At 68.0% G+C, this 22,975-nt stretch carries 24 protein-coding genes and 2 tRNA genes; 14 read left to right on the forward strand and 12 right to left on the reverse strand.

What is annotated here, in order from left to right; translation table 11 throughout:
- Window positions 1–45 precede the first annotated feature (45 nt).
- The gene (locus AC2JAJ_RS04010) at window positions 46–930 is read left to right on the forward strand and encodes a class I SAM-dependent methyltransferase (protein WP_486414194.1); all 885 of its coding nucleotides are present in this window, start codon (window positions 46–48) and stop codon (window positions 928–930) included.
- Here the strand turns inward: AC2JAJ_RS04010 and AC2JAJ_RS04015 are convergent.
- Entirely contained in the window at window positions 915–1,268 is a 354-nt protein-coding gene (locus tag AC2JAJ_RS04015) for a DUF2516 family protein (RefSeq protein WP_221385572.1), read from the reverse strand. The genes AC2JAJ_RS04010 and AC2JAJ_RS04015 overlap by 16 nt on opposite strands.
- 9 nt (window positions 1,269–1,277) lie before the next feature.
- Window positions 1,278–2,468 carry a trans-sulfuration enzyme family protein gene (locus AC2JAJ_RS04020; protein ID WP_486414193.1) on the reverse strand — a complete coding sequence of 397 codons (1,191 nt, stop codon included), beginning with the start codon at window positions 2,466–2,468 and terminating at the stop codon, window positions 1,278–1,280.
- 114 nt (window positions 2,469–2,582) lie between these two features.
- Between AC2JAJ_RS04020 and tmk the strand changes: the two genes are divergently transcribed.
- The 8 genes from tmk to AC2JAJ_RS04060 all read left to right on the forward strand — a co-directional run bounded on the left by tmk (window position 2,583) and on the right by AC2JAJ_RS04060 (window position 9,084).
- Entirely contained in the window at window positions 2,583–3,278 is a 696-nt protein-coding gene (gene tmk, locus AC2JAJ_RS04025) for a dTMP kinase (protein WP_501053372.1), read from the forward strand.
- Entirely contained in the window at window positions 3,275–4,438 is a 1,164-nt protein-coding gene (locus AC2JAJ_RS04030; protein ID WP_221385569.1) for a DNA polymerase III subunit delta', read from the forward strand. The genes tmk and AC2JAJ_RS04030 overlap by 4 nt, the downstream gene beginning before the upstream one ends.
- The gene (locus AC2JAJ_RS04035) at window positions 4,435–5,994 is read left to right on the forward strand and encodes an alpha/beta hydrolase (protein WP_486414191.1); all 1,560 of its coding nucleotides are present in this window, start codon (window positions 4,435–4,437) and stop codon (window positions 5,992–5,994) included. The genes AC2JAJ_RS04030 and AC2JAJ_RS04035 overlap by 4 nt, the downstream gene beginning before the upstream one ends.
- Window positions 5,995–6,099: 105 nt before the next feature.
- Window positions 6,100–6,172: transfer RNA gene (locus tag AC2JAJ_RS04040), tRNA-Thr, on the forward strand.
- A gap of 226 nt (window positions 6,173–6,398) precedes the next feature.
- Window positions 6,399–6,632 (forward strand): hypothetical protein, encoded by a 234-nt coding sequence (locus tag AC2JAJ_RS04045; RefSeq protein ID WP_486414190.1) that lies wholly within the window; start codon window positions 6,399–6,401, stop codon window positions 6,630–6,632.
- Entirely contained in the window at window positions 6,629–7,162 is a 534-nt protein-coding gene (locus AC2JAJ_RS04050; protein WP_473695275.1) for a hypothetical protein, read from the forward strand. The genes AC2JAJ_RS04045 and AC2JAJ_RS04050 overlap by 4 nt, the downstream gene beginning before the upstream one ends.
- Window positions 7,163–7,398: 236 nt before the next feature.
- Window positions 7,399–8,337, forward strand: a complete 939-nt coding sequence (locus tag AC2JAJ_RS04055) for a polysaccharide deacetylase family protein (RefSeq protein ID WP_501053374.1) — start codon at window positions 7,399–7,401, stop codon at window positions 8,335–8,337.
- 117 nt (window positions 8,338–8,454) lie between these two features.
- Entirely contained in the window at window positions 8,455–9,084 is a 630-nt protein-coding gene (locus AC2JAJ_RS04060) for a hypothetical protein (RefSeq protein WP_501053375.1), read from the forward strand.
- On the opposite strand, the gene AC2JAJ_RS04065 is transcribed toward AC2JAJ_RS04060, so the two are convergent.
- Complete coding sequence (locus AC2JAJ_RS04065) at window positions 9,081–10,322, reverse strand: NAD(P)/FAD-dependent oxidoreductase (protein WP_486414187.1); 1,242 nt, start codon at window positions 10,320–10,322, stop codon at window positions 9,081–9,083. The two genes, AC2JAJ_RS04060 and AC2JAJ_RS04065, sit on opposite strands and share 4 nt — an antisense overlap.
- An 88-nt stretch (window positions 10,323–10,410) precedes the next feature.
- Between AC2JAJ_RS04065 and AC2JAJ_RS04070 the strand changes: the two genes are divergently transcribed.
- The 3 genes from AC2JAJ_RS04070 to AC2JAJ_RS04080 all read left to right on the forward strand — a co-directional run bounded on the left by AC2JAJ_RS04070 (window position 10,411) and on the right by AC2JAJ_RS04080 (window position 12,748).
- Window positions 10,411–11,373 carry a GAS domain-containing protein gene (locus AC2JAJ_RS04070; protein ID WP_486414186.1) on the forward strand — a complete coding sequence of 321 codons (963 nt, stop codon included), beginning with the start codon at window positions 10,411–10,413 and terminating at the stop codon, window positions 11,371–11,373.
- 578 nt (window positions 11,374–11,951) lie between these two features.
- Window positions 11,952–12,530 (forward strand): hypothetical protein, encoded by a 579-nt coding sequence (locus AC2JAJ_RS04075; RefSeq protein WP_486414185.1) that lies wholly within the window; start codon window positions 11,952–11,954, stop codon window positions 12,528–12,530.
- A gap of 38 nt (window positions 12,531–12,568) precedes the next feature.
- Entirely contained in the window at window positions 12,569–12,748 is a 180-nt protein-coding gene (locus tag AC2JAJ_RS04080; protein ID WP_221385560.1) for a hypothetical protein, read from the forward strand.
- Between the two features lie 201 nt (window positions 12,749–12,949).
- On the opposite strand, the gene AC2JAJ_RS04085 is transcribed toward AC2JAJ_RS04080, so the two are convergent.
- The 8 genes from AC2JAJ_RS04085 to AC2JAJ_RS04120 form a co-directional block, all read right to left on the reverse strand.
- The gene (locus AC2JAJ_RS04085) at window positions 12,950–13,795 is read right to left on the reverse strand and encodes an aldo/keto reductase (RefSeq protein ID WP_221385559.1); all 846 of its coding nucleotides are present in this window, start codon (window positions 13,793–13,795) and stop codon (window positions 12,950–12,952) included.
- 120 nt (window positions 13,796–13,915) lie between these two features.
- Complete coding sequence (locus tag AC2JAJ_RS04090) at window positions 13,916–14,356, reverse strand: hypothetical protein (RefSeq protein WP_221385558.1); 441 nt, start codon at window positions 14,354–14,356, stop codon at window positions 13,916–13,918.
- Between the two features lie 7 nt (window positions 14,357–14,363).
- Window positions 14,364–14,990, reverse strand: a complete 627-nt coding sequence (locus AC2JAJ_RS04095) for a bacterial proteasome activator family protein (protein ID WP_473695259.1) — start codon at window positions 14,988–14,990, stop codon at window positions 14,364–14,366.
- A gap of 78 nt (window positions 14,991–15,068) precedes the next feature.
- Window positions 15,069–15,272, reverse strand: a complete 204-nt coding sequence (locus AC2JAJ_RS04100) for a YbdD/YjiX family protein (protein ID WP_221385556.1) — start codon at window positions 15,270–15,272, stop codon at window positions 15,069–15,071.
- A complete protein-coding gene (locus tag AC2JAJ_RS04105) occupies window positions 15,272–17,569 on the reverse strand; it encodes a carbon starvation CstA family protein (RefSeq protein ID WP_486414184.1) in 2,298 nt (765 codons plus the stop codon). The genes AC2JAJ_RS04100 and AC2JAJ_RS04105 overlap by 1 nt, the downstream gene beginning before the upstream one ends.
- Window positions 17,570–17,801: 232 nt before the next feature.
- Window positions 17,802–18,086 (reverse strand): DUF1540 domain-containing protein, encoded by a 285-nt coding sequence (locus AC2JAJ_RS04110; protein WP_486414183.1) that lies wholly within the window; start codon window positions 18,084–18,086, stop codon window positions 17,802–17,804.
- A gap of 99 nt (window positions 18,087–18,185) precedes the next feature.
- Window positions 18,186–18,719: a PadR family transcriptional regulator gene (locus tag AC2JAJ_RS04115; protein ID WP_486414182.1), complete on the reverse strand. Its 534-nt coding sequence runs from the start codon at window positions 18,717–18,719 to the stop codon at window positions 18,186–18,188.
- A 117-nt stretch (window positions 18,720–18,836) separates the two neighbouring features.
- A complete protein-coding gene (locus tag AC2JAJ_RS04120; RefSeq protein WP_486414181.1) occupies window positions 18,837–19,820 on the reverse strand; it encodes an NAD(P)H-quinone oxidoreductase in 984 nt (327 codons plus the stop codon).
- Between the two features lie 111 nt (window positions 19,821–19,931).
- Here AC2JAJ_RS04120 and AC2JAJ_RS04125 point away from each other — a divergent pair.
- Both AC2JAJ_RS04125 and AC2JAJ_RS04130 read left to right on the forward strand, forming a co-directional pair.
- Window positions 19,932–20,019, forward strand: a tRNA-Ser gene (locus AC2JAJ_RS04125).
- A 145-nt stretch (window positions 20,020–20,164) separates the two neighbouring features.
- Window positions 20,165–20,953, forward strand: coding sequence for a VOC family protein (locus AC2JAJ_RS04130; protein WP_486414180.1), 789 nt, complete (start codon window positions 20,165–20,167; stop codon window positions 20,951–20,953).
- Window positions 20,954–21,029: 76 nt separating this feature from the next.
- Here AC2JAJ_RS04130 and AC2JAJ_RS04135 read toward each other — a convergent pair whose 3' ends face one another.
- A complete protein-coding gene (locus AC2JAJ_RS04135) occupies window positions 21,030–22,970 on the reverse strand; it encodes an FAD/NAD(P)-binding protein (protein ID WP_486414179.1) in 1,941 nt (646 codons plus the stop codon).
- Window positions 22,971–22,975 lie beyond the last annotated feature (5 nt).

Below are 22,975 nucleotides of genomic sequence, written 5' to 3' on the forward strand. Positions count from 1 at the left end.
CCGCCGGACAGGACACCGCCGGGCAGGCAGGGATAGGGTTGGGCGGTGGTTCAAAAGGCTGAACGGGTCAACTCCCCGCAACTGTCCGGCCGGACGCCCGCCGCGCGGCAGGGCCGGCCGGTGGGCAACGTGACCCGCGGCACCACCAACCCCAACCGGATGCGGCGGGTGGACCGCTGGCTCACCGGACCGCAGGCCTGGCGGCTGCGGGCCGCCAAAGAACCCCTCGTCGTGGACCTCGGCTACGGCGCCACCCCGGCCACCGCCGTCGAACTCTATGAACGGCTCGCGGCTGTCCGCCCGGACGTGCGGGTCTGCGGGATCGAGATTGAGCCCGAGCGCGTCCGGGCCGCGCTCCCCCTCCAGCGGCCGGGCCTGACCTTCCACGTTGGTGGCTTCGAACTTCCCGTCCCCGGGCGCCCGGCCCTGGTCCGCGCCTTCAACGTCCTGCGCCAGTACGAGGAGCAGGATGTTCCCGGCATCTGGCGGCTGGTGCAGGACCGGCTCGCCCCGGACGCGCTGTTCATCGACGGCACGTGCGATGAGATCGGCCGCCGGGTCGCGTGGGTGGCACTTGATGCACAGCGCCCGCTGTCCCTGAGCATCTCGGTGCGGTTCGGCAGCTTCGACTTGCCGTCGGAGGTTGCCGAGCGGCTTCCGAAGGCCCTCATCCACCGGAACGTCCCCGGCGAACCGGTCCATGCGTTCCTGCAGGCAATGGACCGGGCCTGGCTTGAGTGCGCGCCCCTCGCCGCGTTCGGCAACAGGCAGCGCTGGGTGGGCATGTGCAGGGCATTGCGCGACGCCGGATGGCCGGTCCAGGACGGACCCGCCAGGTGGCGGCTCGGGGAGCTAACGGTGGGCTGGGAGGCGGTGGCCCCTGGCCGCCAGGGTCCTGGTCCCCAGGGCACTGGTCACCAAGGGCCGTAAGGCCCCATGTTGCGGCTGCCGCCGCGGCCCGCATCCTTGACCGCTGGCCGGACATCAGCCAGGTAGACGGACGCTGCCACCACCGCGGCGAGGCCGAAAAGACCGAAGGTTCCGAGGAAGCCGCCGCCGGACGTCAGGAGCGAGAGGACGCCGATGAGGGCGGCGCCCCCGGTCAACGCAAGCCAGAAGGTCTTGGTCCGCTTCCCGGTGGCTTCGAAGGCGTTGGCCCGGTGCCTGGCGCAGTCGATGACAGCCCAGAGCTCAAGCCCCAGGGCCACCAACGCAAGGATCCAATACAGTGCCTGCTCTACAGGCCGAATAATCAGTTCACCGTCCACAGACCCAGCCTATCCGTCCAGCGCCTTCAGGGCCTGCTCCAAATCAGCCCAAAGGTCCTCCAGGTTCTCAATACCGACACTCAGCCGGACGAGGTTTTCCGGCACGCTGGCCGGTTCGGCCGTGTGCCTGCGCCGGCGCTCGATCAAGGACTCCACCCCGCCCAGGGAGGTCGCCGGGAGCCAGAGATCCAGGGCCTGGACCAGCTTGTCCGCCGCATCCGCCCCGCTCAACCCTGAGGTGGCGGCAACCTGGATGCAGATGATGGAACCGAATCCCTTCATCTGGTCCCTGGCCCGGTCATGGCCGGGATCGGTGGCAAGGCCGGGGAACCGGATGGATTCGATGGCAGGGTGGGCGGCGAGCCTTTCGGCGAGGAGCATCGCCGATGCCTGGGAACGCTCCACCCGCAGCGCGAGGGTCCGCAGGCCGCGCAGGGCCAGCCAGGCTTCGAAGGGACCGGCGATGCCGCCATGGATGATGCGGTGGTGCAACAGTTCCGAGCGGATCTCCGGGCTGGAGGTGACCAGTGCCCCCAGGACGACGTCGGAGTGCCCGGCCAGGTACTTGGTCACTGAGTGGAGGACGACGTCGGAGCCCAGCAGGAGGGGCTGCTGGACCAGGGGCGTGGAAAAGGTGTTGTCGGTGACCACAATGGCACCGGCGGCGTGGGCAGCGTCAGCGAGCGCACGCACGTCGGCAATACCCAGCATGGGGTTGGTGGGGCTTTCCAGCCAGAGCATCGCCGCGGGCCTGCCGGAGGGGCCGCCGGGAGCAATGGCTTCCTTCACGGCGTCTGTGTCGGCGATGTCCACGGTCCGGAGTTCGATGAAGCCCTTCTGCGCCAGCTCGGACGCCATCACCAGGGAGCCGGAGTAGCTGTGGCTCGGCATGACGAGCACTCCCCCGGCCGGGATCAGGGACAGCGCCGAACTGACCGCGGCAAGGCCCGATGCGTACAGCAGGCCGGGAAGGGTGGACCCTTCAAGCTGTCCGAGCGCCTCTTCGAAAGGGTCCCAGGTGGGGTTGGAGTAGCGGCCGTAGCCCCGGTCGCCGTCCCCCAGCGGTCCAGTGCCGAAATACGTGGAGGAAAGGGTGATAGGCGGGTTGACCGGCTGGTCCCTTTCCCGCGGCGGACGCCCGGCCGCCACCACCACGGTCTCGGCTGAAAGGGACGCGGCCTGATGCTCGGAAAGACTCATGGTGAAAGCGTACTGTCCGGCCCGGAACTGCAGGAAAGCAGTGACGTGCCATGTCCGCCCGGCTGCGTTCAGCCAGGGGCAGGAAATGTCCGTGCGGCTCGGTAGGCTTGAGAAGTGAGCAAACAAAGCGCCGGCGTATTCATCGCATTCGAGGGTGGCGATGGTGCCGGCAAGTCCACCCAGGCGGCCCGGCTGGCAGCTGCCCTGGAAGGCCGCGGGTTCAACGTCCTGCGCACCCGCGAGCCCGGCGGGACACCCGTCGGCGAAAAACTGCGTTCGCTGGTCCTGGACCACGGCAACGGCGAAATCGATGCCCGCACCGAGGCCCTCATCTTCGCGGCCTCCCGGGCCGCCCATGCCGCGCAGGTGATCCGGCCCGCCCTGCAGCGCGGCGACGTCGTGCTGAGTGACCGTTACATCGATTCGTCCGTGGCTTACCAGGGCGCAGGGCGGAACCTCGGCAAGGATGCTGTCCAGTCCCTCAACGAATGGGCCACCGCGGGCCTCCAGCCGGACCTCACTGTCCTGCTGGACGTGGATCCGCAGCTGGGCCGGCGCCGCCGGACTGCGGGCGAAGCCGCCGAAGACCGGCTGGAATCCGAGGCGGACGAATTCCACACCCGGATCCGGGACGCCTTCCTTGAACTCGCGGCACGCCGGCCGGACTCCTACCTGGTGCTGCCGGCCCGCCTGCCGGTCGACGACCTCGCCGCGCAGATCCTGCAGCGCGTCGAAGCCCTGGTCCATCCTGCCGCTGGCCTGCCGCTGCCGGCGTCGCCGGGAGCGTCCACAGGCGGTGGCGGCGCGTGACGGTCTGGGACGACCTCCAGGGCCAGCCCGCCGTCGTCGAACAACTGCGGCAGGCCGCACGGGGCGAGGGCCTGACGCACGCCTGGCTGTTCACCGGCCCGCCCGGGTCCGGCCGTTCCAATGCGGCGAAAGCCTTTGCCGCGGCGTTGAACTGCGACCAGGACGACGTGGGCCTGCGAGGCTGCGGCCAATGCCAGGCGTGCCACACGATCCTGGGTGAAACACACTCCGACGTGACGTTCGTCCGGACCGAAAAGGTCACCATCACCATCGATGAGGCCCGCGAACTTGTGGCCACCGCCGGAAACCGGCCGTCCTCCGCGCGCTGGCGGATCATCGTGGTGGAGGACGCCGACCGCATGGCCGAGCGGACCACCAACGTCCTCCTGAAGGCCATCGAGGAGCCCACCCCGCGGACCGTGTGGATGCTCTGCGCCCCCTCCCCGGCGGACGTCCTGGTCACCATCCGCTCCCGCTGCCGCAGCGTCGCACTGCGGCTGCCGCCTGCCGAGGACGTTGCGGCCCTGCTGGTCCGGCGCGACGGCGTGGACCCCGCCCTCGCGGAACGGGCAGCCCGCGCCGCGCAAAGCCATGTGGGTATCGCCCGCCGCCTCGCCAGGGACCCTGCCGCCAGGGAACGCCGGCTGGAAACAGTCCGTTTCCCGCTGGGGCTGCGGGGTGTCACGGCGGCCGTCATGATGGCAGACAAGCTGGTCAAGATCGCCACGGCGGAAGCCAACAGTTCCAATGAGGAACGCGATGCCGCCGAGAAAGCCGCGCTGCTGGCAACCTTGGGTGCGCCGGAGTCCGGAACCCTGCCGCCGGCGATGCGCAGCCAGCTGAAGCAGCTAGAGGACGACCAAAAACGCCGGGCCAAGCGGTCCATCACGGACTCCCTTGACCGGACCCTCACCGACTTGCTGTCCTTCTACCGCGACGTGCTGATCATCCAGCTGGGGAACGCCGTGGAGCTGGTCAACGTTGAGCTGAGGAGCGAGTTGGAGGAGTTCGCTGCCCGAACCGCTCCGGAGGTCACGCTGGCCCGCATGGATGCCATCAACAAGGCCCGCGAACGCATCACCACCACCAACGTTGCCCCGCTGTTGGCCATTGAGTCCATGGCAGCCAGCCTGATCCAGCCATCCAAGGAGACCCGATGACTGCCCGCCCACTGCCTGCACGGCCCCTGACGCTTGCTGTCCGTGCCGCCGGCGCCATGGTCCTGGCCATGGTCCTCGCGTCGTGCAGCCTCCTCAACGGCGGCGACAAGAAGCCTGAGGCGGCCACTGCGAAGGCCGATCCGTCGATCGTCGCTTCGGCACCCTCCGGCCTGGAAAAGTTCTATTCCCAGGAAGTCGTGTGGCAGCCCTGCGAAGGTGAGTTCCAGTGCGCCAAGGTGACGGTTCCCCTGGACTATGCCAACCCTGCGGGGGACACCATCCAGATTGCGGCACTACGTGCGCCCAGCACTGGAAAGAAGACCGGCAGCCTCCTGGTCAACCCCGGCGGGCCCGGGGCCTCCGGGTACGACTTCGTCAAGGACGCTGCGGGAACGCATTTCTCCCAGGGCGTGCGCAGCACCTACGACCTCGTGGGTTTTGATCCCCGGGGCGTCAAGCGGTCCGCACCCGTCACCTGCATGACGGACGCGGAACGGGATGCCTCACGCGCCAAGATCTACGACCTGCAGACGGACGCCGGCCTGGCCGAGGCGCTTGCCGACAACAAGGCAATCGGTGCCCAGTGCGCGGCCCAGACCGGCCCGGTGCTGGCCCACATCGACACCGTCAGCGCCGCAAAGGACCTGGACGTGCTCCGGGCGGTCGTCAACGACAGCAAGCTGAACTACCTCGGATACTCCTACGGCACCTTCCTGGGCTCCACCTATGCCTCCCTGTTTCCGGACAACGTGGGACGGATGGTGCTCGATGGCGCCCTTGATCCTTCGATCAGCAACGAGGACCTCACCAGCGGGCAGGCCCGCGCGTTCGAGAAGGCCATCCGCTCCTACGTGGCGAGCTGCCAGCGGCAGGACAAGTGCCCCCTCGGCGGGGACGTCGACTCTGGTGTGAAGCAGATCCAGGACCTCATCAGCGCCGTCCAGCAGACGCCGCGCACAGCCAAGGACGGCCGCCAGGTCAACGCGACAATGTTCGTCAGCGGCCTGATCACCCCGCTGTACAACGACCAAAGCTGGCCTGCCCTCACCCAGGCGCTTGAAGCTGCCATGAACGGTGACGTGAGCCTGGTGCTCCGCCTGGCCGATATCGGGGCCGACCGTGCGCAAGACGGTACGTACACCTCCAATTCGACGCTCGCCTTCAACGCGGTCAACTGCCTGGACTACCCAATGGTCTCGGACACGGCAGGCATGCGTGCAGAGGAGCAGCGGCTGGAGCAGGACTCCCCCACGTTCGGATATTTCTTCGCCTACGGAGGCGTCAACTGCGCAGACTGGCCGTACAAGAACCTGCGGACACCGGCCCCCGTCGAATACCGGGGGGACTCCCCCATCGTGGTCATCGGCACCACCGGGGACCCCGCCACTCCCGTCGACTGGGCTGCGTCCCTGCGCAAGCAGCTGGGCAACGCCTCCCTGCTGACCTGGAAGGGCGAGGGGCACACCGCATACGGCCGGGCCAACAGCTGCCTGGAAGATGCAGTGGACGGCTACCTGGTGAGCGGCAAGATTCCCGCTGACAACACGGTGTGCTGAAGGCCCCAACCGCCGGCGGGGCCCCATTTTGACCGCGGCGCACGGACTCCATTACAGTTGACTCTTGCATGAAGCCACCGGGTCCGCCCGGGAAGTTCATGCGGTGCTTCCTTAGCTCAGTCGGTAGAGCGTTTCACTCGTAATGAAAAGGTCATCAGTTCGATTCTGATAGGAAGCTCGGGATAAACCCCGGACAGCCCCTGATTTCAGGGGTTTCCGGGGTTTTTCGCTGGTTAAGCGGCCCTGCAGCGCCCCAGGCCAGGGCCTCTGTGCAAGGCATGTTGCCCCCCGTCACTCTTCGTCCCCAAAGCCCGCACCTGGTCATTGACAAGAGCCCTGCGGAGTTTTTTCATCGACACATAAGTCGAGCAGTGGGCTTCCTTCCGCAGATCTTGGGAGCAACCATGGATTCCGGGATGATCCTCGGGTTCAGCTTCGGGTACCTCGTTACCAGTGCAGGCGTATTCCTCCTCTACTCGCCGGTCATCGCCATGGTCCTGGTGTTGCTGGTCGTGGTTGGCATCCTCAAGGCCGTGCTGCTGCAGTTCGCCGTCTTGATACGTAAACTGCGGCGGCGGCCCGAACCGGACATTGGCGGTCACTGGCTTCCCGGCCCCTCGGAGCGCGCACCGGAATGAAGGGCCTGCGTGGCCGGCATGTGCCTGCCCTGTCCCTGACGGTGGCGCTCTGCGGAACGGCTGGATGCTCCTATGACTACCCCGAACCGTTGCACCCGCCCGCGACCAGCCCATCGCAGGGCAGGGAGTCCGCGGCGCCGTACCCCGATCCCCGGGTCCTGGAGCGCGAGGTCAAAAACTACGCGCAGCTGGACCGGCTCCTCAAGGCCGTTCCCGGGCCAGTCCTCCTTTTCGAGGAGGGCCCCCTGGATGGACCCGTCAGGGGCTTTGGCACGACGGCGAAGGTGCCGGCGGCCGGCCTGTACACCGTCACCGCAGCCTGTGTTGGTGCTTCCAGCGCGACGGTCGCCGTTGGACAGGAGCACCCCGGAGCCCCCTTCCGCCCGGAGGAGCTCGCGCTGGATTGCGCGGGGGCAACGTCGCGGGTCATTGCACTTGAGCAGGGGTACGTTTTCGCGCACCTGGTGCTGTCCGGCCCCGGCGATACGCCCTGGACGGGGGCAGTGGGAGGAGTACGCGTGACTGGTTGAGGCGCGCGCGTGCAATTGTTACAGCGCGACGCTCCGGCAGTCATCACGGTTCAGGGAACCTTAAGCAGAGCACGGTATCCTCCCGGCATGACCCCCCGCTTTAAGGCTGCCGTCCTGCACGCCGTACGAGGAGCCATGGCCCATCCGGCTGTCCCCGGCCCTCCGACCAGTGCTCCTGCTTCCGCCGTCCGGGAAGGCCGCGCACTGGCCCGTCCCTTCACTCACGGGGCGCACTGATGGAACGCTCCACCCCCCGCCACATGAGACGGGACGGGAAGGGCCCGGGCCGCCGCGCGGTGCTCCTGGCAGCGGTCATGACGTTGTCCGCGGCCGTCCCTGACCTCGAGCCGCAGCGGGACAGGCAACGCGATGAAGCGGGTGCTCCGGACGGGTTGGCCCAAGCCCCGGCCGACGACAGTACCGCACGGATCATGGATGGTGCCCCTGACACGGAGCCGCAGCGGCAGCAGGCCCCTCCGGCCCCGTCGCGGACCGACATCATCAACACTTACGGCGCCCACGGTGCCCGGTACTGGGGCCTGGAGGCCCCGGGCGTCCTGGCCCGGCTGCCAGCAGGGACGCCGGGCATTGCCCTGACCTTCGATTTCTGCGGCGGTCCCGGCGGCAACGGCTACGACCAGGCCCTGCTCGACACCCTGCGGCAGCGGCACGTTCCGGCGACGCTGTTCCTGAACTCCCGCTGGATCTCCGCCAACCCGGACACCGCCCGGCAGCTGGCAGCAGACCCGCTCTTCGAACTCGCCAACCACGGGACATCGCACAAGCCGCTGTCCACCACCGGCAACTCGGCCTACGGAATTCCCGGGACCAGAAATGCCGGCGAAGTCTATGACGAGATCATGCCCAACGATGCCGGGATGGCCGCACTGACCGGTGCCCGGCCCCGGTACTTCCGCCCCGGTACCGCTTACATGGACGACGTCGCCGCGGACATCCTTCGCGCCCTGAGGGTAAGACCGGCGGGCTTCAGCGTCAATGGCGACGGCGGCGCCACCTTCCCTGCCGCCGTCGTCGCCCGGGAAGTGGGCCGGGCCAGGGCGGGGGACATCGTCATCTGCCACGGCAACCACCCCGGCGGCGGAACCGCCGAAGGCGTACGACAGGCCCTGGACAAGCTGCTGGCTGCAGGAAACTCTTTCCAGCACCTGCCCTGAGGCATGCCTCCTGCACCAGTGCTGGCGGGGCATCTGCTGATTCGATACTTTGGCAGTGAAACCTGTTCGCCTGCGCCGGCAGGACCGCCATCGCAGCCTTCCGTAAGGAGCACTCCCATGCCCGAACAGCACAGCACCACGGCCATGGGTTGGCTGCCTGCCTGGGCGGATCTGCAGGAGCGGCCCTTTGAGTCCGCCGGCTCCGGTTTCAGCGTTGGGGGCGGCGGGGGAACCGAGTATGTGGCGGCGTGGCCGGACCCGGGTGCGGAACAGTTGATGTCGAGGATTTCAAGCGAGCCCGGCGCGCGCCTGACACTGGTCTGCGCTGATGCGGACACTGCTGCCGGCCTGGCACCGGCGGGGTTGTCCCTGGCAGCTCACAGCATCCTGCTCATGGCTCCCGCGGCGGAACTGGACGTGGACGCGGGACTTCCCGACACCTCGCAGGTGGCCCAGGCACCCATGGAGACGTACGACGCCGTCGAAATCACCGTTTTCGACCGGCCGGTGGCCAAGGGACGCATCCAGGTCCGCGACGGTTTCGCGGTGGTGGCCATCACCGAACTTCCCGAAGGACCGGAACAGGAGGGCTTCCAGCGGGCCATGTTCGCCGCCATGGCCGAAGAGGCGTTCCTGCACGGCGCCGAGTACCTGCACATGATGGTCCCGCCTGCCGATGCTCCCCGCTACGAGGGGTCGGGCTGGACCGTCGCGGGCCACCTCCTGACGTTCGAAAAGCAGCGCTAATCGGGCCTGCCGACCACCACCTGCGCCGGGCTGTGGGTCAGATAGCCGTTGGCCCAGGAGAAGAGGGCGCGCACCTTCTGCTGGAACCCGGGCAGCAGGGCCAGGTGGACCGCCAGCCATGACACGAACGCCAGCGGGCCCTGCAACTGGAGGCGCCGGCGCCCCATCTCCGCCACGGCAGCGCCGCGTCCCACCATCGCCATGTACCCCTTGTCCCAGTAGCGGAACGCCTCCCGGGCGCCGCCGGTGAGGTCGGCATGGATATTGCGTGCAGCCCATTTGCCGGACTGCTGGGCCACCGATCCGAGCTGGGGCAGCTTGTTGCCGGCAGCATCGGTGATGTTGGCGGCGTCGCCCAGGACGTAGACGCCGTCCACTCCGGGGGCCGTGAGATCCGGCTGCACGTCGATCCGTCCGCCCTTCCCCTGCTGCAGGCCGGATTCCGCGATGACGCGCCCGGCCTGGAGTCCACCTGCCCAGACCACGATCCGGGCGGGAATGACGGTCCCGTCCTTGAGGGTCACGCCGTCCGGCCGGACTTCGCTCACGGCCTGGCCCATGTGCAGCTGCACGCCGAGTTTGGTCAGGCGGTCACGGGCGTACGCCTGCGATTTTTCCGAGAAAGCAGCAAGCACATTGGGAACCATGTCCACCAGGTGCACGTGGCAGCGGGAAGCGAGGCCCCCGGAAAAGTACTTCGGCACCAGGTATTTGACGTTCTCCGCCAACGCGCCGGCAGTCTCCACGCCCGTGGGGCCTCCGCCCACCACGATCACGTCTGCCGTCTCCTCCGGTTCGCGGTCCGCTTCATCCAGGACGGCGGTGATGGCAGCGCTGAGCCGCGTCGCATCGGCCACCGAGTACAGCGGATAAGCGTGCTCGTCAGCACCCGGGGTGTTGAAGTAGTTGGGCACAGCCCCGGCGGCGATGACCAGGATCCGCGCACGGTAGGTGGAACCGTCCCCGGTGGTGACCGTGCGGCTGGCGGCATCGATGGCCGTCACCTCGGCGGTGAGGACCCGCACGTTGTTGATCCTCCGGAACTCCGCGCGCAGCGGCCGCGCCACGGCCGAGACACCGATCTGCGACGCCGCCACCTGGTACAGCAGCGGCTGGAACTGGCGGTAGTTGTTCGCGTCGATCAGCAGGACGCGGATGCCTTTGCGGCCGAGCTCCTCAGCGGCGGTGGTGCCGGCGAAACCGCCACCAACCACGATGACCTGATATGAATCCTCCATCCGAGCAAGATACCCCTGCCGGCCCACGAGCAACAGGGCACAACCGGCCGGCGCGAACGCGCGGCTGCCCGCGACCTAAGATGGCGGCATGGAAGACGAAGCCCTGGCTGGCATTGCGGACAGGCTGTACGCCGGTACGCTGGAGGACTTCATCGCGTCCCGGGCTGCCGCAGCCAAGGACGCTGCCGGACAGGACAAGGAACTTGCTGCCGGGGTCCGGGCCCTGCCGAAACCCTCGGTGGCTGCCTGGGCCGTCAACATGCTCGCACGGCAGCGGCCGGACGTCCTGACCGGGCTGGCCGGCCTTGGTGCCCGGATGCGCACGGCCCAGGGGTCGCTGGATGCCGCGGCCCTGCGTGAGCTGGGACGCGAGCGCCGCACCCTGCTGGCTGCCGCCGTCGACACCGCCCGGGCAGTGGCCCGGGAGCAGGGCCGCGCGATCAGCGACGCGATGGCCACGGACGTGGAGGAGACCCTGCGGGCCCTGACCGCTGACGAGGGCGCTGCCTCAGCAGTCATCAGCGGGCGCCTCTTGAAGGTTCTCTCGGCCGACGGCGTCAACGCCGTGGACCTTGACGGTGCCGTGGCCCTGCCGGCGATGCTGCCCGCCGTCGCGTCCCCTGCCCCGGTTCCTCAGCCGGCTCCGGGAACGGGCGCAAAGAAGCGTACGACGGCGGAGCGCGCCTCCCAGCCAAAACCGGCCAAGCCCCGGCTCGAGGCAGTCAGGCAGACCCCGCGGCCGGTGTCTCCCCCGGCCTTGGAACGGGCCAAGGCGGCCCTCGCCCAGGCACAGGCCGAAGAGGCTGAAACTGCGCGCCTCGCAGCGGAACTGCAGGACAAGGCGGAGGAAGCACGCACTGCGATCTCGGCGCTGCAACAGGAAACGGCCGGGCTCCGGGAGCGGCTCAAGGCCGCCGAAGAAGAGCTGGACCGGGCGCGGAAACAGCTGTCCGCCACATCCGCTGAGGCGAAGCAGGCGGCACGGGCAGCAGACAAAGCCGGCCGCACCGCCATGCTGGCGCAGGAACGGGTTCTCCGGCTGGGCAGCTGACGGAGTGCGTTCCCGGCCGCCGGGAAGATTACCCCTCGCCCAGGACAGCGGTGCGACCTACTGTGGTGCTATGGACGCCGCAGCAGCTCATGCCTTTGCGATCCCGCCGGTATCGGTGCACCGCCCCACCACGGCCGTTGAAGACGCCATCACCCTTGCCGCCGGTGTCTGGCTCCTCACCGGGACCTATGTGGACGGGTGGGCGCACAACAACCTCCGCGACCTCGAGACGTTCTTCACCCCGTGGCACGCGGTCCTCTATTCCGGCTTCGCCGCCTGCGCCCTCTGGATCGCCGCGCTGACCTGGCGCCGGCATGCCGCCGGCGTGGGGTGGACGGACGCGGTGCCGGCAGGCTACGGGGCCGCCGCCGCAGGCGTTGTCCTGTTCCTGGTTTCCGGGGTGGCCGACTTCGCCTGGCACTCGGCGTTCGGCATCGAGCAGGGCATCACCGCGCTGTTCAGGACTCGCCACGGGCGCCTTCCTGATCCTGGGCGCGCCGTTCTCGGCCGCCTGGCAATCGCCGGCGCGGCCCTGGACCCGGCTGGCGCCCGCCGTCGCCAGCGCCCTGCTCGCAGGCATGGTTGCGGCTTTCATCCTGCAGGAGTTCGCGGTCTTCGCGCGGCACGGGCTGGTCCAGACCTACATCAACGTTCCCGGGGCGCCGCCCACCGTGGCGCCTCCGACGTCCTCGAGCATCATGGTGTCCCTGGCAACGTTCTTCGTCTCAACGGCCGTGGTCTTCGTGCCCGTCCTGTTGGTGGCGCTGCGCTGGCGCCTGCACGCCATGGTAGCCGCCGCCATGGCGCTGGTCCCCGCCGTGGCACTGCAGGTCATGGTGGCGCTGCGGGATGCGTGGCTGGTACCGGTGGCCCTCGCCGGCGCGGTCCTGGTAGGCGTGGTGTGGGCTCTGGTCCGCCCCGCCCCGGACCGTCCCGCAAGGATCATGACCGCGGCGGCCCTCTGCCCCATGGTGTTCTGGGCCCCGTACTTCGCGGGTGTGGCACTGCACGACGGGGCGCTCAGCTTCTCCCCCGAGGTCTGGGGCGGGACGCTTGTGTGGACCGGGCTTGAGATGCTTGCGCTGGCTGCGCTCACGCTGAAGGTGGGGGCTCCAGCGGGTGCAGATGGGCAGGTGTCCCGCAACACGCGGCGCTGATTCCGTGGAATGTCAGACCCCGGTTGCAGACTGGATTCATGGAACCCACACAGGAATTTCACGTCACGTACTTCGACGCCGACTGCGGCCGCGCCCGGTCCGAGATCTTCGAAACACTCGAAGAGGCGGAACGGTTCGCCAAGCGGCACTGCCACGGTGAAGACAGCTGGGCCGTGGTGGATGCGGTAGCGGTAGCGCAGGTCCAGGCCGCCGCCTGAACGGCATCCGCCGCGAGGCAGGAAACCCTGGCTTAAACGCCGAAGCCCGCGCGGCCGGGCATATTCCGGCAGCACGGGCTGTTGACGGGTCAGGTTTTGGCGGGTCCGGCCGTTGACCGGCTTTAGCTGTTGACCGGGTTTGGCTGTTGACCGGTTCAGGCGGGCAACCCAGACCAGGGGCCTGTCTGCCCCGTCTGCTTCTTAGGCGAAGTCGGAAACCGCGGGGTCGGGCCCGATGCGGCCCTCGCCGCTGGCGGTCTTGTCCAGGGCGTTGATCGCCTCAACATCCTCCGCGTCCAGGGCCACCTCAAGGGCTGCGAAGTTTTCCCTGATGCGGGACTCGGTCACGGACTTGGGGATTACCACGTTGCCGATGGCCAGGTGCCAGGCGATAACCACCTGGGCAGGGGTTGCCTGGTGCTTCGCGGCAATAGACGCCACCGCGGGATCCTGCAGGAGCTCGCCGCCCTGGCCCAGCGGGGACCAGGCCTGGGTGAGGATGCCGTTCGCGGCACCGAACCCGCGCAGTTCACGCTGGCTGAAGTACGGGTGCAGTTCGATCTGGTGGATGGCCGGAACCACACCGGTCTCGTCGATGAGGCGCTGCAGGCCCTCGATGGTGAAGTTGGAGACACCAATGGACTTGACCCGGCCGCGCTTCTGGAGTTCGATCAGCGCCTTCCAGGTGTCAACGTACTTGTCCTGCTTGGGCTGCATCCAGTGGATCAGGTAAAGGTCCAGGGTTTCCAGGCCAAGCCGGTCCATGGATTCCTCGAAGGCGGCAAGCGTCGACTCGTAGCCCTGGTCCGCGTTCCACAGCTTGGTGGTGATGAAGATCTGTTCCGGGGAGAGCCCGGAGCTGGCAATGGCCCGGCCTACGCCTGCCTCGTTTCCGTAGATCTTGGCGGTGTCGATGTGGCGGAAGCCGGCCTCGAACGCCTGGCGGACGACCTTTTCAGCCACGTCATCCTCTACCTGCCACACACCGTAGCCAAGCTGGGGGATCGTGTTTCCGTCGTTGAAAGTCAAGGTAGGTGAAAGAGTCATGCATTCATCCTGCCAAAGACCGGCTGGCGCACGGCCCCGTTTTCGGTCCTGTCAGCCACACGCTTAACGGCAGGATTATCCCGCCGGAACGGGAATATTTTGCTGCCGCGAACGCAACTGCTACCCGTGAAGCTGCCGTTCGGCGTCGGCCACCTGCTGGAACACTGCCTCCGCCCGGCGCCGCACGGAGGCTGCGCCCACGGGCACGGGCCCCACGGCGAGCCGCAGCATGGCTGCCGCTTCCGCCGTGGTCGCGAGGGAATTTCCGGCCTTGGACAGGGACCGGTGCACGTCCGAGAGGCCCGCGGGAATATCCAGCCCCTCGCTGGGCGCACGCCGCTGCGCCTCCACGCACACTGCCCTGACCCGTTGCAGGAGGGCGGCCAGGTCATTGGCAATGTCCACCAGCTCGCCGTACAGCTGGTCGTCCTCCACGCCTTCCAGCACCTGGTGGAAGCGGTCCAGTCCCCGGTGGAACCGGTCGTGCGCGCGGCGCCACAACCCTTGGCCAAGTTCCGCGTCATCCTTCCGCCCCTGCCTGGCGGCGCTGAAAAAGCCCAAGCGGAACCTACAGGTACTGGCCCGGACCGTGGTCCGGGTCTTCACGCTGGCCGGACTTTGCGGGGGCTCCGGGCCGGGCACCGGCGGGGGCCCGCTGCGGCTCGCCGTTTTCCCCGATGACGACGCCGGGCGCGATCATGGTGCCCGGCGGCAGTTGGCGCAGCTGCAGCTGGGCAACGGCATGTTCCCTGGCTGCGTTTTGGGCCGCGATGGCGGTCTGGATGCCATGGAAGAGACCCTCCAGCCAGCCCACCAACTGTGCCTGGGCGATGCGGAGTTCAGCGTCGGACGGAGTGGCGTCGTCGGAGAAAGGCAGGCTGATCCTGTCCAGTTCCTCCACCAGCTCCGGCGCCAGCCCGTCCTCGAGCTCCTTGATGGACCGCTCGTGGATGGCAGCGAGCCTGCCCCTAGCGGCGTCGTCCAGGGGCGCGGACTTCACCTCTTCGAGGAGCTGGCGGATCATGGTGCCGATCCGCATCACCTTGGCCGGCTCGTCCACGAGGTCCTGCAGGCTGCTGCCCCGGGGCCTGCCGTCCGGTGTGGCCGGGCTGGGGATGGGTTCCTGGCTGTCGTCGACGGGGGTGCCTTCTACCGGGAGGTCCTCAGCTTCCTGAGTGTCTTTGGGATCGCTCATGCGTTCATACTCTCATGGGCAATCCGCCGGAAGCCCCCGACAAAGCCCCCTCGGGGGGCTTGTCCGCTGCAGGCTCAATCAGCAGCACCTGCCTTGCGGATTGCTGTCCTGCCGGTCCGTGCGGTCCCGCCAGAACTCCCGCTCGCCGAGCGGCGGCCCGGCGTGCCCGGCCGCCTTGTGGTGCTCCAGGTACTTGGCGTAGGCATCTGCGCCCATGACACCGCCGAGGTACCGGGCAAACCCCCGGAACCCGTTCGCCACCACGGCGAGGCCGGAACCCATCAGTGCCCCGTCCGCTCAAGCCGGGCGTCGGCGGGCAGCTTGTCCCACTCGGCGGCAAGCTCGCGCTCGGCAGCGGTTGGCACCAGGCCGGCGGGCGCGAAGACGCGCGACGGAACGAACGGGTCCTCGTTGTCCGTCGTGGCGATGCCGGCCGCCCTGTTACGGAACGCCCTGACGGTGGCGAGGACCGCCGTCGCAATAACGATGATGCTGAGCACCACGAAGATCACGGACAGCCAGCCCTGGATGGTGGTGTTGCGGACCACGGCTTCCATGGCCGCCACCGTCTTGGCGGTGCCGAATTCCTTCTTGCCGTCCGCCAGCGCCTTGCTGAATGCTGCGTTGTTGGCGAAGTATCCGACGGCGGGCACGGGCGAGAAGATCTTCTGGTAGCTGGCCGTGATGGTGACCACCGCGGCGAAGGCCAGCGGCAGGGCCACGATCCAGAGGTACTTGAAGGTGCCGCGCTTGGCGACGATGGCCAGGCACACGGCCAGGGCAATGGCGGCCAGCAGCTGGTTGGCGATGCCGAAGAGCGGGAACAGGGTGTTGATGCCGCCCAGCGGATCGGTGACGCCCATGAGCAGCACGGCGCCCCAGGCAGCGACCATGACGGCGGTGCACAGCCAGGCACCCGGCCGCCATGAGGCTTCCTTGAACTTGGGGACGAAGTTGCCGATCGAGTCCTGCAGCATGAACCGGGCGACGCGGGTGCCGGCGTCCACGGCGGTGAGGATGAACAGCGCCTCGAACATGATGGCGAAGTGGTACCAGAAGCCCATCATGGCCGTCCCGCCGATGAACTGGTGCATGATGTGCGCCAGCCCCACGGCCAGGGTGGGGGCGCCACCGGTGCGGGAGACGATGCTCTGTTCGCCCACGTTGGCGGCGGTTTCACTGAGCAGGCCGGGCGTGATGTTGACGCCGCTCAGGCCCAGGCTGTTGACCCAGGTGGCTGCCGTTTCCACGGTTCCGCCGGTCAGGGCAGCGGGGGCGTTCATGGCGAAGTAAAGGCCGCGGTCGATCGAGATGGCCGCGACCAGGGCCATGATGGCCACGAAGGATTCCATCAGCATGCCGCCGTAGCCGATGTACCGGGTCTGCCGTTCCTTCTCCACCAGCTTGGGGGTGGTGCCGGAGGAGATCAGGGCGTGGAATCCGGAGAGGGCGCCGCAGGCGATGGTGACGAAGAGGAACGGGAACAGCGCTCCGGAGAACACCGGGCCGTTCTCGCGGCTGGCAAATTCGCTGAAGGCCGGGACGTTGACCTCGGGCCGGACGACGACAATGGCCAGCGCGAGCATGACGATCACGCCGATCTTCATGAAGGTGGAGAGGTAGTCACGCGGTGCCAGGAGCAGCCAGACGGGCAGGATGGCGGCGATGAAGCCGTAGATGATCAGGCCCCAGGCGATGGTCACCTTGTCCAGGTGGAACACGGCGGCGCCCCACCCGGTCTGGGCCACCAGGCCGCCGCCGATGATGGCGGCCATCAGCAGGACGAAGCCGATGATCGAAACTTCCATGACCTTGCCCGGCCGCAGGAAACGCAGGTAGACGCCCATGAACAGGGCGATGGGGATGGTCATGCCCACCGAGAACACGCCCCACGGGCTTTCACCGAGGGCGTTGACGACGACGAGCGCGAGGATGGCGACGATGATCACCATGATGAGCAGGGTGGCGATCAGGGCTGCCGTGCCGCCGATGACGCCGAGTTCCTCGCGGGCCATCTGGCCAAGGGACCGGCCCCCGCGGCGCATGGAGAAGAACATCACCAGGTAGTCCTGCACCGCTCCGGCAAAGACCACGCCGACGATGATCCAGATGGTGCCGGGGAGGTAGCCCATCTGCGCCGCGATGACCGGGCCCACCAGCGGGCCGGCGCTGGCGATGGCCGCGAAGTGGTGCCCGAACAGGACGTTCCGGTCAGTGCGGACGTAGTCCTTGCCATCCGCCTTGTACTCGGCGGGAGTGGCCCGGCGGTCGTCAGGCTTGGTGATGTACCGTTCGATCACCTTCGAGTAGAAGCGGTAGCCGATCAGGTAGGTGCAGACCGAGGCGAAGACGAACCAGATGGCGTTGACTGTTTCACCGCGGACGATCGCCAGCATGAACCAGGCAACGCCGCCCAGCAGGGCGATGGCGGCCCACAGCGCGATCTTGCGGGGCGTCCATTTCCGCTCTTCGGCTTCGAGCCTTGCTTCGTCCAAGGCGGCCGGGGGAAGATCCGGGTCTGTGGCCAGTCCGCCCTCCGCCCGTGACCCGTTCTTCCGTTGGTCAGGCACTCCGGCCATGTCTCCTCCTTGAGAGTTTTCCCGCTTCTGCTATCCGGCACCCTACCAACGGGTAGCCTTGCGGGAACGCGCGAGGGCGGCGTGGCGCCGGGCCGTGCGGTGAGCGGCGGCGAGGCGTCGACGAATGAGCCGGCGAACAGAAGTGAAGGACGACGGCGGGCGGCGGCCAGGCGGAGGCTCCCGTCCGGTGTTCCGAACGGGAGCCTTGGTATCCACCGCAGCGAAGGCGCTGTCAGGTGTGGGCGTACGTGAGGCAGTCGGCGTTGTCGGCGCCCGGCCCAACATGGACCTCGGGCGCATTGCACATCAGGTGGTCGTTGTGGACGCACTCGGCGCGCTGGCAGGCCCCGACGTCGGCCAGCACCTTGGGCAGGCCGCCGTGGATGCCGGTTTCGATAAAGGTGGCGCAGGACGCGTGGTCCCGGGTTCCCGCCACGGTGATGGCGTGCGCCGTGCAGCCTTCGTGGTCATTGAACGAACAACGGGTGACACTGCAGTCGGCAACGTGGGTTGTCATGGAGCTCCTCCGTAGGTTCCGCCGCCCGGCGGGCGGCTTCTGCACCCACCGTAGGCCTGATCCCGGCCATCAAAAAGACCCAATTCTGTGACGTAATGCCTAACCGGACTGCGTCTGCTGGACCATCCGCGCCTCGCACAGGTCCAGCCAGCGGACCTCCGCCTCGGTCTGGAAGATCAGGGAATCCAGGACCAGCAGCCACGCGGTATCGGCCGCCCGCTGGTTGCCCGCGATGTCCCTGCGGGCCTTGGTGTAATCCTGCAGCGCCCGGATGGATGCCACACGCTGCGCCTGGATGATGGCCTGGACGTCCACTCCGGGGATCGTGACGGCGAGCGCGAGCTTGATGGCGAGTTCGTTGCGCGGCGGGTTGGTCCGCTCCACGGGGGCGGCGAACCAGGTTTGCACCTCCGCTTTCCCGGCGGCAGTGATGCTGTAGACCACGTGCCCCTCGCCGTCGTCGCCCTTCTTTGCGACAAGGCCGTCCCGCTCCAGCCGGTCCAGCGTGGTGTAGACCTGCCCAATGTTCAGGGGCCAGGTGGCCCCCGTCCGGTTCTCGAACTCGACCCGCAACTGGTAGCCGTATCGCGGCTGGTCCTGCAGCAGGGCGAGTAGGCTGTGGCGAATCGACATAGTGCTCCCCCGGGCTTAGCCGTTACCGGCATGCACAGGCCCCCAAGACCTGTGCATACCGCGTATGGACAAGCCTAGCCCGCGAGGCGGCAGGACGCCAATACTGAGTATCTACCGCTACATGACCAGCAGGATCTTGCCCACGTGGTCCCCGCTGTCGAAATAGCGGTGCGCCGCACGGACCTGGTCCAACGGGAAAGTCCTGGCCACCAGGGGACGGACGGTGCCCTCGGCCACCAGCGGCCAGACGGCGTCCCGCACCGCAGTCATGATGGCACCCTTTTCCGCGACCGGCCGGGGACGAAGGGCGGTGGCCACGACGGCAGCGCGCTTCTTCAGCAGCATCCCCAGGTCCAGCTCGCCCTTGGTGCCTCCCTGCAGGCCAATCACCACCAGGCGGCCATACTCGGCCAAAGCATCCACGTTCTGCGGCAGGTACTTGGCCCCCACCACGTCCAGGATCACGTCCGCGCCCTTGCCGCCATTCTGTCGGCGCAGGCTTTCGGGGAAGCTCTCCTCGGCGTAGTTGATGGCGATGTCCGCCCCCAGGAACGCCTTGGCTGTGCTGACCTTTTCGTCGGAGCCGGCGGTAGCGGCCACCTTGGCACCGAGCGCTTTGGCCAACTGGATGGCCATCGTGCCGATACCGCCCGTGGCCCCATGGATGAGCACGGTCTCGCCGGGCTGCAGCTGGGCAGTCATCACGAGGTTGGAATAGACGGTTGCCGCCACCTCGGGAAGCGATGCAGCCGTCACCAGGTCAACCCCGTCAGGAACCCGCAGCACCTGCTCCGCAGGCACCGCTACCTGCTGGGCATAACCGCCGCCGGCCAGCAGTGCGACAACCTTGTCCCCGATCGAGAAAGGTTTGCTCACGCCCGGCCCGAAACCTGCGATCCGCCCTGATACTTCGAGGCCTGGGATTTCGGAGGCACCGGGCGGGGGCGGATAGAAGCCCCGGCGCTGCTGGACGTCGGCGCGGTTCAGGCCTGCAGCCACGACATCAATCAGCACTTCGCCCTGGCCGGGGACCGGGGCGTCAACGTCCCTGACTTCCAGGACCTCCGGGCCGCCCGGCTCTGTTATGTAGACGGCTTTCATGGATCTCTCCCGTTCCTGACTCAAACTGCCGGCCTGCAACCAGCCTGTACCGGACACCTTCCTTGGGCCTGTTTTGTTGCAGGCAAGTGCCTATGAAACACTACTAGCTGAGGAAGGTTGTCCGAGCGGCCGAAGGAGCTGGTCTTGAAAACCAGTGTGCGGTAACCCCGTACCAAGAGTTCGAATCTCTTACCTTCCGCGCAGGAAACCCCCGGCAGCCAGCCCTTGGCCGCCGGGGGTTTTGTTTTCCCCGCACCCCTTGAAAGTGTCAGACCCGGTCAATAGGGTCAGGGTGTTTCATCCCGAAGGCCACCGGACAGCCGGCACACCACGAGGAGACCTCCATGCCCAGCCCCGTACCCACTCCCGGCGCACCCTGCTGGATCGACCTCATGACGACGGACGTCGCCGGGGCACGGCGGTTCTACGCCGACCTGTTCGGCTGGGAGTACGAAACCGGCGACGACGAAAAGTACGGTGGCTACGTCACCGCCACGAAGGACGGGCGCCCTGTCGCCGGGATGATGAAGAAGGACGGTTCCCCGGCCGGCACGCCGGACGCCTGGTCCACCTATCTTCGGGTGGACGACGCCGCGCCCACCGCCAAAGCCGTTGAGGCCAGCGGCGGACAGGTCTATGTACCGCCGATGGATGTCCCAGGGCAGGGCCACATGGCCATCTTCGGCGATGCCACCGGCGCCGCCGTAGGTGTCTGGCAGCCGCGCGAGATGCTGGGCTACGAACTCGTGGCCGAGCCGGGAGCCGCCGCCTGGCACGAACTCCATGCCAAGGACTACGACGCCGCTGTCCGGTTCTACAAAGACGTGTTCGGCTGGGAAACCGAGGTACTGAGCGACACCCCCGAATTCCGCTATACCACCATGGGCTCGGGCATGACGGCCCAGGCTGGAATCATGGACGCCTCAGGGTACCTGCCGGAAAACATCCCCTCGCACTGGCTCGTCTACTTTGCGGTGGAGGACACGGATGCCACCGTCAAAAGGGCCACGGCCATGGGCGCTGTGCTGCAGGATGGCCCCTCGGACTCGGACTTCGGCCGCGTTGCCCAGCTCGCCGACCCCACCGGCGCCGTCTTCAGGATCATCCAGCCTGTGCCGGAACAGGGCAGGTAGGGCCTGCGGCAACCTCGGCAGCGGCGTCAGGCGCACGGACCGGGGACGGGATTGCGTGCTGGGAAGCGGCCGACACTCACGGGGCGAGGATGGCGGCGGCGATCTCGTCGGCGTCCCGGAGGGTCCGCTGGCCGCTGCGGTACACCGGGCCGCCCGGCTGGATGGCCTCAGCGGCTATCGCCGTCCCCCACTGCGAGGACGACAGCTGCAGTCCCAGCACGTACAGGTTTTCCGTGACGGACCCATTGGCCCCTACCGGGCGGTATGGGTGAGGCAGCACGTCCAGGCCCGTGGACTGCACGGGGGCGCCTTCCGCCGTCATCATCAGCCGCGGCCGCACCAGCCCGTCGGCGAGCAACTGTTCCAGGACGGGGGAATCGTTGGCCGCGACCCGGTTGCCCGGCGCGAGGGCCTCCACCATGGTCCGGGCGGTCACCGGCGGGCCGGCAACCCAGGGCGAGGACGCTGTAAACATCCTTGCCTTCCGGTCCACGGCGAACTTTGGATCGGGCCCCACAAAGCTGACCACGCCAGCCCGTGCCAGCGCGGCGAGCTGTTCGGAGCGCAGCGCCGGAGGCCCGCTGGCCAGGCCCTCAACGAAGGACTCGAACCAGCCACGCAGGCCGGCGACCCATGATTCGTCGGTGATGCCGCCGTCGGCCACTGCCGTCTTGAGGACGGCACGTCCGTGATGCAGGGCGCCAATGGCCATCTTGACCGGATCATCCTCGCCGAGTGCCGAACGCCGGGCGTCGTCGAGCAGGAACTCGACCACAGCGGCGTCGTGCTCGGCGCGCGAGGCGAAGGTGCGGCCGGCAAGCGGGGCCGCCAGGCCCGGCAGGTCCAGGCGGTGCCGGGGGCCGACGTGGACGGCCAGGACGCTTTCGACGCCGTCCTCCCAGTTGGCGGCGCTGTGCGCATGCGGGCGCAGCGCTTCTTCCAGGGCGGCCAGGAACGCAGGGGCGTCGGGCACCGCTCCAGGCTGTGAGCGCACCAGCGTCGAGTAGTAGGCCCAGAGGGCGTCGCGGTGCAGCAGCGGCCACAGGTCGTGGTCGAACGAGGGCCGTATTCCGGCGGTGGCCAGCCGTTCCAGGGCAGCCTCGGTGAGATAGCGCAGCGTGAGTGATGAGGCGTAATAGCCGGCCTGTTCCGCCTTGGCCCGGTACGGTGTTCCCCGCCGGGACGCGGCGATGATGCGGGGCTCCTGGCCGGACGGTTCATACTCGAGCCGGTTGCCGGTGGCGACGAACTTTCCGCCGCGGCCCTCCGTCAGCTGCCCCATCGTGTCGAAGAAATTCAGCCCCATGCCCCTGACCAGGACCGGTTCACCCGCGGGGATCCGGGTCCAGTCCACGTCCGCGGGGACTGCAGGGGGAAAGTACTGCAGGCCCAGCTGGCCGCCGGCGGCCTGCAGCTCGCGCTGTTCGGGGTTCAGCCGGGACGGGATGTGGCCCAGGGCGAGCACCACGGAACCGGCGCGCATCGTAGTTCCGGTGGCCAGGCCGACGTCGAACGTTCCGTCCGGGAGGCGGCGCACCGACTCAGCGGTCGTTTCGTGGAAGTCGATGGTGACGCCGTCGGGCGCCTTTTCGAGCAGGTCCGCCAGCGTGGACTGGAGGTACCGGCCGTACAGCGCGCGGCTGGGGAAATCGTTGGACTGCAGCACGGCCAGCTCGGCCAGCTCATCCGTGGTGAGGGACGGCAGGGGCGCGCGCTGCTGGCGTTCCCGCCACTGGTCGAACGTGGTGCCGGCAACCGGTGCGGGCAGTGCGGGGTCCTGCGGAACCAGCGTGGGGTAGAAGGACTGGGTGTTCATCAGGAACAGCCTGGACTGCCCAGGCTGCCAGACATGCCCGGGGCCTGCCGGGTAGGGGTCCACGACGTCGACATGGAGCGCGGCCTGCCGATCGCCGGATGCGTTGGCAGCAGCCATGTGGGCGAGCAACCGCTCCAGCACGCTGGTGCCGCGGGGGCCGGCGCCGATGATGACGGCCCGGATGCTCTGCGTTAATTCCACGGCAT

The sequence above is a fragment of the Arthrobacter sp. MOO21 genome, from assembly GCF_057369995.2.

What these genes read in the sequence shown, in the direction of transcription:
- AC2JAJ_RS04020 (WP_486414193.1), bottom strand. Translation starts at nt 2,468, where the DNA reads ATGAGTCTTTCCGAGCATCAGGCCGCGTCCCTTTCAGCCGAGACCGTG.
- AC2JAJ_RS04035 (WP_486414191.1), top strand. Translation starts at nt 4,435, where the DNA reads ATGACTGCCCGCCCACTGCCTGCACGGCCCCTGACGCTTGCTGTCCGT.
- AC2JAJ_RS04045 (WP_486414190.1), top strand. Translation starts at nt 6,399, where the DNA reads ATGGATTCCGGGATGATCCTCGGGTTCAGCTTCGGGTACCTCGTTACC.
- AC2JAJ_RS04050 (WP_473695275.1), top strand. Translation starts at nt 6,629, where the DNA reads ATGAAGGGCCTGCGTGGCCGGCATGTGCCTGCCCTGTCCCTGACGGTG.
- AC2JAJ_RS04055 (WP_501053374.1), top strand. Translation starts at nt 7,399, where the DNA reads ATGGAACGCTCCACCCCCCGCCACATGAGACGGGACGGGAAGGGCCCG.
- AC2JAJ_RS04060 (WP_501053375.1), top strand. Translation starts at nt 8,455, where the DNA reads ATGCCCGAACAGCACAGCACCACGGCCATGGGTTGGCTGCCTGCCTGG.
- AC2JAJ_RS04065 (WP_486414187.1), bottom strand. Translation starts at nt 10,322, where the DNA reads ATGGAGGATTCATATCAGGTCATCGTGGTTGGTGGCGGTTTCGCCGGC.
- AC2JAJ_RS04070 (WP_486414186.1), top strand. Translation starts at nt 10,411, where the DNA reads ATGGAAGACGAAGCCCTGGCTGGCATTGCGGACAGGCTGTACGCCGGT.
- AC2JAJ_RS04075 (WP_486414185.1), top strand. Translation starts at nt 11,952, where the DNA reads ATGGTTGCGGCTTTCATCCTGCAGGAGTTCGCGGTCTTCGCGCGGCAC.
- AC2JAJ_RS04080 (WP_221385560.1), top strand. Translation starts at nt 12,569, where the DNA reads ATGGAACCCACACAGGAATTTCACGTCACGTACTTCGACGCCGACTGC.
- AC2JAJ_RS04085 (WP_221385559.1), bottom strand. Translation starts at nt 13,795, where the DNA reads ATGACTCTTTCACCTACCTTGACTTTCAACGACGGAAACACGATCCCC.
- AC2JAJ_RS04095 (WP_473695259.1), bottom strand. Translation starts at nt 14,990, where the DNA reads ATGAGCGATCCCAAAGACACTCAGGAAGCTGAGGACCTCCCGGTAGAA.
- AC2JAJ_RS04100 (WP_221385556.1), bottom strand. Translation starts at nt 15,272, where the DNA reads ATGGGTTCCGGCCTCGCCGTGGTGGCGAACGGGTTCCGGGGGTTTGCC.
- AC2JAJ_RS04105 (WP_486414184.1), bottom strand. Translation starts at nt 17,569, where the DNA reads ATGGCCGGAGTGCCTGACCAACGGAAGAACGGGTCACGGGCGGAGGGC.
- AC2JAJ_RS04110 (WP_486414183.1), bottom strand. Translation starts at nt 18,086, where the DNA reads ATGACAACCCACGTTGCCGACTGCAGTGTCACCCGTTGTTCGTTCAAT.
- AC2JAJ_RS04115 (WP_486414182.1), bottom strand. Translation starts at nt 18,719, where the DNA reads ATGTCGATTCGCCACAGCCTACTCGCCCTGCTGCAGGACCAGCCGCGA.
- AC2JAJ_RS04120 (WP_486414181.1), bottom strand. Translation starts at nt 19,820, where the DNA reads ATGAAAGCCGTCTACATAACAGAGCCGGGCGGCCCGGAGGTCCTGGAA.
- AC2JAJ_RS04130 (WP_486414180.1), top strand. Translation starts at nt 20,165, where the DNA reads ATGCCCAGCCCCGTACCCACTCCCGGCGCACCCTGCTGGATCGACCTC.